The sequence below is a fragment of the Pseudarthrobacter cellobiosi genome, assembly GCF_023913755.1.
Lineage (GTDB): Bacteria > Actinomycetota > Actinomycetes > Actinomycetales > Micrococcaceae > Arthrobacter > Arthrobacter cellobiosi.
Window position 1 is genome coordinate 1 of record NZ_JAMXBJ010000011.1, and the last position, 8581, is coordinate 8581.

Sequence of the window (8581 nt, forward strand, 5' to 3'; positions counted from 1 at the left end):
CCACCCGCTACGACAAACTGGCCCTCACCTACCGCTCAGCGACCGTTCTGCACGCCGTCGTCATCTGGAGCACCCTATTAGGAGACACGCCCTAGGGCCGTAGAGCCAAGTCGTTCTCAAAGTTTCTAGCCCCAGGTCTGAATTGCGTATGTACTATTTTCGGCAGGCACAAGTTTAAGACAGTCAGCGCGTTGGCCTGGTACTCGATGCAGAAAGTACTAGTTGCAGAAAGGCGCGCCCGCAAAGCCGGACGCGCCCTTCTCGCGCAAAGAACCCTTGAAGCGGTTCAGCGCCTGATTCAGTCGATGAGCACCGGTTGCTTGGCACCATCCGAGGATTCGACGACGGACGCAACCTTCCCGGATCGGTGGTGAAGCCAGTTCGCCACCGCCAGAAGCGCCACGAGCCCGAAAGTGCTCAGGAGCTGGGGACGGGAGTCCTCGCCGATGAATCCCACCGTGAAGATCGCCGCGAGGATGACCAGACCAAACACCGTGAGCCACGGGAAGCCGGGCATCCGCAGGGGAAGCGCCGTTCCCTCGCGGTCGGCCCGGAGACGCAGCGCGAGCTGGGCGAGGAGCGCGGACGTCCACACCAGCAGGCAGGTCGAGCCCACAATGTTGAGCAGGACGGGCAGGACCTTCTCGGGGAAGGCCAGCTCCAGCACCACCGTGACAACGCCGAAGGCGACGCTGGCCAGGACCGCGGCCACCGGAACCCGGGCCTTCGACACTGAAGCAAACAGGCGAGGCGCTTCACCGCGCTCGGCCAGCGAGTACGCCATCCGCGAGGCACCGTAGAGATTGGCGTTGAGGGCGGAGAGCAGTGCTGCGACGGCGACCAGGGTGATAGCGGTGGCTGCGCCGGGCATGCCGGCGGCGTCCAGCACCGCGGCGAACGGGCTCTTCAGCCCCGCTGAACCCACGGGCACCACCGCCGCGATCACGAAGATCGCACCGATGTAGAACACCAGGATGCGCCACAGCACCGTCCGGACTGCCTTCTTCACACTGCGGGCCGGTTCCGCGGTTTCAGCTGCTGCCACCGAGACGATCTCGGTGCCGCCGAACGCGAATGCCACCACAAAGAGTGCCGTGGCAATACCGGCAAAACCGCTGGGTGCGAATCCGGCACCCGTGAAGTTGGAGAGACCCGGCGACTGGACGCCCGGCAGCCAGCCGAAGAGCAGGGCAGCGCCCACCAGGAGGAACGCGACAATCGCTGCCACCTTGAGCAGCGCGAACCAGAACTCAAACTCGCCGAAGTTCTTCACACTGGTGAGGTTCACAGCGGTGAGCACCACGATGAACACGAAGGCCATCAGCCACACCGGCAGGGCCGGGAAGATGGTGGCCAGCAGGCCTGCCGCGCCGAGCGCTTCGGCCGCGATGACCACCACCAGCTGCAGCCACCACAGCCAGCCCACGGTGGCACCGGCCACCGGCCCGTAGGCCTTGGCCGTGTAGACGGAGAAGGCACCGCTGTCCGGGTTGGCGGCGGCCATCTCGCCGAGGGCCCACATCACCAGGATGATGAGGGTGCCGGCCACGAGGTAGGAGATCAGCACCGCCGGCCCGGCGGCCTGGATGCCGGCGCCTGAGCCGATGAAGAGGCCGGCCCCGATGGCGCTGCCGAGGCCCATCATGGTGAGCTGGCGGGGTTTGAGGGCCGCGCCGAGGGCGCGGGCAGACGTCTTTGTCTGTTGTTCCATGGGGATTCCTCTGGTTGTAGGACAGATTGGTGCGAAAGGTCAGTCGGTTGTCAGGCTGCGTGGGCTGCCAGGAGCCGGAGCACACGGTCGTTGGAGGCGGGATCGGCAACGGTGATCCGCACACCGTCGCCCGGGTACGCCCGGACCAGGATGCCGGTGCGGTCAAACGCGTCCACCAGCCTCGCGAGCAAATTTTCATCCGCACGGATCCACAGGAAGTTGCCCTGGCTCGCCTGCAGCTTCCAGCCCTGGGCCTCCAGCTGCGCGGCCATCCGGGCGCGCTCCTGCCTGACCTCGGCGACCCTCGCTTCCATCTCCTCCACGGCGTCCAGCGATACGACGGCCGCCTTCTGGGCCAGCGCGCTCACCGAGAAGGGAAGGGCGGTCCGTCGCAGCCCCTCAGCGATGCCCGGCTTCGCCACGGCGTATCCAACGCGCAGGCCGGCGAGTCCGTAGGCCTTCGAGAAGGTGCGCAGGATGCAGACGTTCGGGTACTGCCGGTAGAGCGCCAGGGAATCGGGGCCGCTGCCCGCTTCGGCGTATTCCACGTAGGCCTCATCGATCACCACGAGGATGTCCGGGCGGACGGACTGCAGGAACGCCTCGATCCGTTCGTGCCTGATCGGCACACCGGTCGGATTGTTGGGGGTGCAGAGCAGGATCACCTTCGTGCGGGCGGTGACAGCCACGGCCATGGCATCGAGGTCGTGGCCCTCAGCGTCATCCAGCGGAATACGGACCGGCTTGGCGCCTGCCAGCTCAACCAGGATGGGGTAGGCCTCGAATGAACGCCAGGCGAAGATCACTTCATCCCCAGCATCGCAAAGGCCGGTAATGATCTGCTGGAGGACGCCCACGCTGCCGGGTCCCACCGCGACCTCTCCGGCCGTGACGCCCAGGTGGCGGGCAATCCGTTCACGGAGTTCGACGACGGCACTGTCAGGGTAGCGGTTCATCGTACCGGCCGCTGCGGCCACCGCGGCGGCGGCCGCGGGCAGTGGTTCGTAGTGGCTTTCGTTGCTGGCGAGGGCTGCGATGTCCGTGCCGGCGCTGCGCCGGCCCGGGACGTAGGGCGGGAGGCCGGCCACCGCGCCACGAAGGGTGGGGAGCGCGGTGTCCGGTGCGGTCAGGAGCTGATCACGGGTCATGAGGAACGATCATGTTGTGACCCCGCCCACATTGCAAGATACGCTCAACCCATTGGGACTTCTGCTCAACTTCTACTGTCTGTGGTGAAAATATGACCATCCCGAACCCTCGCGCTGTGGATTCCCTCGACGGCAGGATCATCCTGGCCCTCGACAAGGATCCAGAAGCCAGCGCCCTGGCACTCTCGCGGACGCTCGGCGTCGCACGGAACACGGTCCATGCCCGGCTGGCACGGCTCGAGCGCAGCGGCGCCCTCCGCTCCTTCAGCCGGAGGCTGGATCCCGCCGCGCTTGGCTATGACCTGATGGCCTTCCTCTCACTATCCATCAGCCAGACCCGGACAGGTGCGGTGGAAGACGGGCTCGCCGCGATCCCCGAGGTCATCGAGGTGCACGCCACCACCGGGGACGCGGACCTCATGGCCAAGGTGGTGGCACGCGGTACGGCCGATCTCTACCGCATCACCAACAAGATCCTGGAAATCGAGGGAATCCAACGGACCAGCACAGCCATTTCCGTGCTGGAACTCATGCCGCCCCGCTACGACGGCCTCCTGAGCCGGCTGTCGGAGCAGGAATCCCGCCCTTCCTCCTAAGTGCGGGTGATGCACGCCACAAGTGGGCAAATTTTCATTTGTGCCTGCATTATTCTGCCAAATATCCCAAGCAAATTCGCCTCTCTTGCCTATCTGGTGACCTGATCAGATGATTCCTGCATGACTTCACTTACCGTCTCCGGCCGTGTGGCGCAGGTTCTCAGCAGCTATCTCAGCGATGTCTTCGGCGTTATGGGCAACGGAAACGTCTACTTCCTGGACGCCGCGGAAAAGCTGGGCCTCCGCTTCTCCCCCGTCCGCCATGAAGGCGCCGCCATCGCCGCGGCCGACGCCTACTACCGAACGTCAGGACGCCTCGCAGCGGGCACCACCACCTACGGCCCCGGCTTCACCAATGCACTCACCGCCCTCGCAGAGGCGGTCCAGGCGCAAATCCCCGTTGTGCTGGTCACGGGGGACGCTCCGAGCAGTGGCGCGCGGCCTTGGGACGTGGACCAGGCGGCAATCGCCGCGGGCCTGGGCGCGGCGACCTTCACCGTCACACGCGAAGCCGCGGACTCCATCACGCGGCAGGCGGTGGAATACGCGCTCACCAAGCGGACCGCCGTCGTCATTGCCATCCCCTACGACCTCGTGGCACTCGAGGCAGCGGACGAGGAACTTCCGGCGCCGTTGGCACCTCAGGTGATGGACGACGTCGACGGCGGTCTCGGGCAGGTAGCCCGCCTGCTCGCCGGGGCGAAGCGGCCGCTGATCCTCGCCGGCCGCGGTGCGCATCTCGCCGGAGCCGGCCCGGAGCTCCGGGAGCTCGCCGACCGCCTGGGCGCGCTGACCGCCGGAACCGCCCTGGCGCTCAACCTCCTCCAAGGCGAGGGATACCTCGGCGTCGCGGGCGGCTTCGGCACGGACACTGCGGCGGGGCTCATGGGCGAGGCCGATGTGGTTCTCGTGGCCGGGGCAAGCCTGAGCCCCTTCACCATGCGGTTCGGGCACCTGCTCGGCCCGGACAGCACCGTCATCCAGATCGATGCCGCCCTGCAGCCGACGCACCCCCGGGTGGATACGTTCGTCAGCGCGGATGTGAAGTCCGCTGCGGGACGCATCCTGAGGATGCTGGATGGCCCGGCCTCGCCGAACGCCAGCCGCGCAGAAGCCTGGCGCGCGGAAGCCCGCAAGCGCCTGGCCGAAGGCCCGGCCCACCACCCAGGCTCCGACGAGACCCCGGACGGCCGGCTGGACCCGCGCTCCCTGGCCACGGCACTGGATGCCGTGCTGCCGGAGCGCCGCACGGTGGTCCAGGACGGCGGGCACTTCGTCGGCTGGGCACCCATGTATTGGCGCATCCCGAGGCCCCAGGACCTGGTCATGGTTGGGACCGCCTACCAGGCCATCGGGCTCGGCCTTGCCAGCGCCGTCGGGGCGGCCCGGGCCGTGGAGGACGGCCGCACCCTGGTGCTGGCCTCCGGCGACGGCGGTTTCCTGATGGGCCTGTCCGACCTCGAATCGCTCATTGGTGCGGCGAGCAGCGCCGTCGTCGTGATCTACAACGATGCCGCCTACGGAGCCGAAATCCACCAGTACGGCTCCCAGGGCCTGACCGAAAAGCCGATGCTGATCCCCGAAGTGGACTTCAGCGGCATCGGCCGCGCGCTCGGTGCCGAGTCGGCGATCATCCGCTCACTGGCGGACCTTTCCGCGCTCACGGACTGGATCGACGCCGGCGCCAAGGGAACCTTCGTGGCCGACTGCCGCATCACGTCGAGCGTCCGCGCTCCGTGGATGAGCGAATGGATGAAAGCCAAGCAAGCGGCGAAGGCGGCTGTGGCGGGCTGATTCACAGGTCCGCCGCCTAACATGTTCCACATGAAGGCTGCCCGGGACGCACGCTCTGCCGCCGTTGTGATCAACGCCGGATCACGCCGAGGGGCGGCACACGAACTTGCGGTGGACACGATGCGAAAGGCAGGCGTGCCGATCTCCGCCGTGCACCATGTGCTGTCCGGGGGCGAGCTGACCGGGACGCTTGATCGGGTGCTTGCGGACGGGCACGACCTGGTGGTTGTCGGCGGCGGCGACGGGACTGTGTCCTACGCCGCCGGTCGGGTTGCCGGCACCAACGTTGTGCTCGGTGTTCTTCCGCTGGGCACCGCCAACGACTTCGCCCGCACGCTGGAGATACCGAACAATCTTGCCGAGGCGTGCGCTGCCGTCGCAGAAGGGAAGGTGGTGGACATCGACCTCGGCCGGGCCAACGGCGAGCCATTCCTCAACGTCGCGTCCGTGGGCCTGTCGGTGGCTGTTACCGAAGCGCTCAGCCCCCGCCTGAAGCGGTACATCGGGCCATTGGCCTACGGCATTGCCACCCTGCGCGCTTATGGCGGGCACAAGGCGTTCGGAGCCCGTCTTGAGTTCCCCGACGGGGACCACAAGCCGCTGGAGCTCGACAACCTGCTTCAGGTGGCCGTCGGCAACGGCCGGCATTACGGAGGCGGCAACACGGTCTCCCCCACCGCAGGGATCGATGACCACACCCTTGACATCTACGCCATCCTGGCGGGGCCGCTGCGAGAACACGTGAGTATCGCGCGGTTCCTCAAGGACGGAAGCTTCATTGAACACGACCGGGTGTACCACCTCACCAGCCGAAGCGTCCGGCTGGTCACCGAGCAGCCGCTGCCGGTGAACCTCGACGGCGAGATCGCGACCACCACGCCAACCGACTTCACCGTCCAGCGCAATGCCGTCCACGTGGTGGTGCCTCAGAGCAGCGCCAGCGCTTTGTTAGACGGACCGGGCGCCGCGAACTGGCCGTCCGTATGAAAGCCTGCTAACTAGTCAGGTCGCGCGCACATCTCTTGTGACTCGCTGATCGAGGCGGCCAGCAGGGCTCCGTGGCTGAGCGAGTGGATGAAGGCCTCGCAGCGCGAAGGCGGCGGTGGCGGGCTAGCGAAGGCCCGCCGTCGATATACTCCAAACATGCCAATCACACGCCTCGACCGAGGCATCCGCACTCAGCCGTCCGCCCTCGAGCAGCACCGGGGCGATCTGTGAGCGGCGGTCTCGTCGCCCTGCTGGACGACGTCGCAGCCCTGGCCCGCATAGCGGCCGCCTCGGTGGACGACGTCGCTGCCGGAGCGGCCAAAGCGGGGGCCAAGGCCGCCGGCGTGGTAATCGATGACGCCGCCGTCACCCCGCAGTACGTGTCGGGGGCGGACCCGTCCCGCGAACTGCCGATGATCAAGCGGATCTTCTGGGGCTCGCTCCGCAACAAACTGTTGATCATCCTGCCTGCCCTGCTGCTCATCAGCGCCTTCGTCCCATGGGCCATCCCGTTCATCCTTATGGCGGGCGGCACGTACCTCTGCTACGAGGGTGCCGAGAAGGCCTGGCACAAGCTCCGCGGACACCACTCCGCGGACGAAGATGCGCCGGCAGTCGAACGGGGACCGGAGGCGGAGGCGAAGGTTACCAAGGGCGCCATCACCACCGACTTCATCTTGTCCTGCGAGATCATGGTCATCTCGATGAACGAGGTGGCCGACGAGTCCTTGTGGGTCCGGGCTCTCATTCTGGTCGTTGTTGCCCTCGTGATCACGGTGCTCGTCTATGGTGCCGTTGCACTCATCGTCAAGATGGACGACGTCGGCCTTCACCTGGCCGCCAAGGATTCCGCGGGCTCCCAGCGCTTCGGCGAGCTGCTCGTCAAGGGGATGCCCTCAGTGCTTGCTGCGATCACCCTTATTGGGACCATCGCCATGCTTTGGGTTGGTGGCCACATCATGCTGCAGGGAGCATACGACCTCGGCTGGCACGCGCCCTATGACTTCGTCCATGTCCTCGAGGCCCCCTTCGTCGGGATCCCGGTGGTGGGCGGCTTCCTGGCCTGGCTCGTGAACACCCTGTGCTCGGCCTTCCTCGGACTCGCATGGGGCCTCCTCGTCATGGCTATCGTGCACCCGCTGCTAAAAGTTCTGCCGTTCGGCAAGAAGAAGGGCGAACACGAGGAGGGCGACGTCCGCGCCGCAATCGCCGGCTATCGGCCGACAAAACGGAACGCCGATCCCGCCCCTTAGCCCTCCCTTTTTCGTCGAGGTGGCGGTGCGTCGACACCGGGGAACAATCAATCGCTAAGGGTGCTCCATAAGGACCTTGAGCCTGGCCAGGGCCTTCTCGTCGTCCCGCTTGAATATCCGCTTCAGAAGGGGAATGGCGAACCGGGCTAGCCCGGCCACTTGGAAATCCACGTTGCTGATGAGCCGACAGCTGTTGGCACCCGTGGGCTCGACCAGATAGGAGGCGACTCCGGTCATCTTGCCAGAAGGAATCTCGAAGGCGACGAAGCGGCCGGGCTCGTAGGCGGTGAAGCGGTTGCGGGCGACCACCTTCATCCCTGCGAATCGCCGCGTTAGTTCATGTTCCGTGCCAACGCCGATAGGACCCGGCGTGATGCGTCGTATCTCATCGATGCCGCTTTGCCATCGGGGCGCGTTTGTGTGGTCTGCGACGAAGTCGAAGACCTTCGAAGCCGGAGACTCCAGCTCGGTGCGCGATTCCAATTGGAGCCTTCTCATGAGGCGTCCTTTCTCAGGGTCGGCAGCACGCCGTCGCGTGCGAGCCCGGTCGACCAGGCTGGGACGGCCAGACAGGTTGCGACGCTTGGCGCTTGGCGCCCGGCCTCGAAACCGTTGCGCGGATCCTCATGGTCCTCCTGTCATGGCCGTGGCCGTGGCCACGGCGTCACGGTAGCCCCTAGCGGGAACCGGGTCAATACCTTCGATCGGAACGACAACCGGAGTCCAGCGGCGTTTCAACGAGCGGGGCAAGCACTGCGCCCCGGGGAGGGCCGAAAGCCGGATTTGAAGGAGGGAATGCACGTCCTGGCGGCTTCCTGGCGCCACCGCAGCACCCGTGCTTTGCGCGAAGGTGCTCGAGCGCGGGCAGACGCGGTACCTCCCGGTCTACGGGGCCAGGGCCGCGATCGTGGTTGTGATCTTCCCGCTGGTCTTCGGCTTCTCATGAATCAGCACAGCGTCGCCTGATGGTGATGCGACCACCCGTGTCAATGTACCTAAGCCTTGATCCACCGATGTTGCTCGGGGCGCCGACGGCGGTTTAAACCGAGAATGCCCGTCTTTTCAAGGAAAATGGAGCTTGTCTAGAACCCA

7 protein-coding genes are annotated in these 8581 nt (G+C 66.2%); 4 read left to right on the forward strand and 3 right to left on the reverse strand.

Annotated features, from left to right (window positions below):
- Positions 1 to 298 precede the first annotated feature (298 nt).
- Entirely contained in the window at positions 299 to 1711 is a 1413-nt protein-coding gene (locus tag NG696_RS00160; protein ID WP_252573474.1) for an amino acid permease, read from the reverse strand.
- Positions 1712 to 1761: 50 nt separating this feature from the next.
- Complete coding sequence (gene hisC / locus NG696_RS00165; RefSeq protein WP_252573476.1) at positions 1762 to 2859, reverse strand: histidinol-phosphate transaminase; 1098 nt, start codon at positions 2857 to 2859, stop codon at positions 1762 to 1764.
- 92 nt (positions 2860 to 2951) lie between these two features.
- On the opposite strand from hisC, the gene NG696_RS00170 reads away from it, so the two are divergent.
- The 4 genes from NG696_RS00170 (at position 2952) to NG696_RS00185 (ending at position 7489) form a co-directional block, all read left to right on the forward strand.
- Positions 2952 to 3455, forward strand: coding sequence for an Lrp/AsnC family transcriptional regulator (locus NG696_RS00170; RefSeq protein ID WP_252573477.1), 504 nt, complete (start codon positions 2952 to 2954; stop codon positions 3453 to 3455).
- A 120-nt stretch (positions 3456 to 3575) separates the two neighbouring features.
- Positions 3576 to 5249: a thiamine pyrophosphate-binding protein gene (locus NG696_RS00175; RefSeq protein ID WP_252573478.1), complete on the forward strand. Its 1674-nt coding sequence runs from the start codon at positions 3576 to 3578 to the stop codon at positions 5247 to 5249.
- Between the two features lie 30 nt (positions 5250 to 5279).
- The gene (locus NG696_RS00180) at positions 5280 to 6236 is read left to right on the forward strand and encodes a lipid kinase (RefSeq protein ID WP_252573479.1); all 957 of its coding nucleotides are present in this window, start codon (positions 5280 to 5282) and stop codon (positions 6234 to 6236) included.
- A gap of 227 nt (positions 6237 to 6463) precedes the next feature.
- Positions 6464 to 7489, forward strand: coding sequence for a DUF808 domain-containing protein (locus NG696_RS00185; protein ID WP_252563672.1), 1026 nt, complete (start codon positions 6464 to 6466; stop codon positions 7487 to 7489).
- 54 nt (positions 7490 to 7543) lie between these two features.
- Here NG696_RS00185 and NG696_RS00190 read toward each other — a convergent pair whose 3' ends face one another.
- Positions 7544 to 7987 (reverse strand): SRPBCC family protein, encoded by a 444-nt coding sequence (locus NG696_RS00190; RefSeq protein WP_252563675.1) that lies wholly within the window; start codon positions 7985 to 7987, stop codon positions 7544 to 7546.
- Between the last annotated feature and the right edge of the window lie 594 nt (positions 7988 to 8581).

Excerpts from the sequence above, each read along its gene's own strand:
- NG696_RS00160 (WP_252573474.1), bottom strand. The coding sequence starts at position 1,711 with ATGGAACAACAGACAAAGACGTCTGCCCGCGCCCTCGGCGCGGCCCTC.
- hisC (WP_252573476.1), bottom strand. The coding sequence starts at position 2,859 with ATGACCCGTGATCAGCTCCTGACCGCACCGGACACCGCGCTCCCCACC.
- NG696_RS00170 (WP_252573477.1), top strand. The coding sequence starts at position 2,952 with ATGACCATCCCGAACCCTCGCGCTGTGGATTCCCTCGACGGCAGGATC.
- NG696_RS00175 (WP_252573478.1), top strand. The coding sequence starts at position 3,576 with ATGACTTCACTTACCGTCTCCGGCCGTGTGGCGCAGGTTCTCAGCAGC.
- NG696_RS00180 (WP_252573479.1), top strand. The coding sequence starts at position 5,280 with ATGAAGGCTGCCCGGGACGCACGCTCTGCCGCCGTTGTGATCAACGCC.
- NG696_RS00190 (WP_252563675.1), bottom strand. The coding sequence starts at position 7,987 with ATGAGAAGGCTCCAATTGGAATCGCGCACCGAGCTGGAGTCTCCGGCT.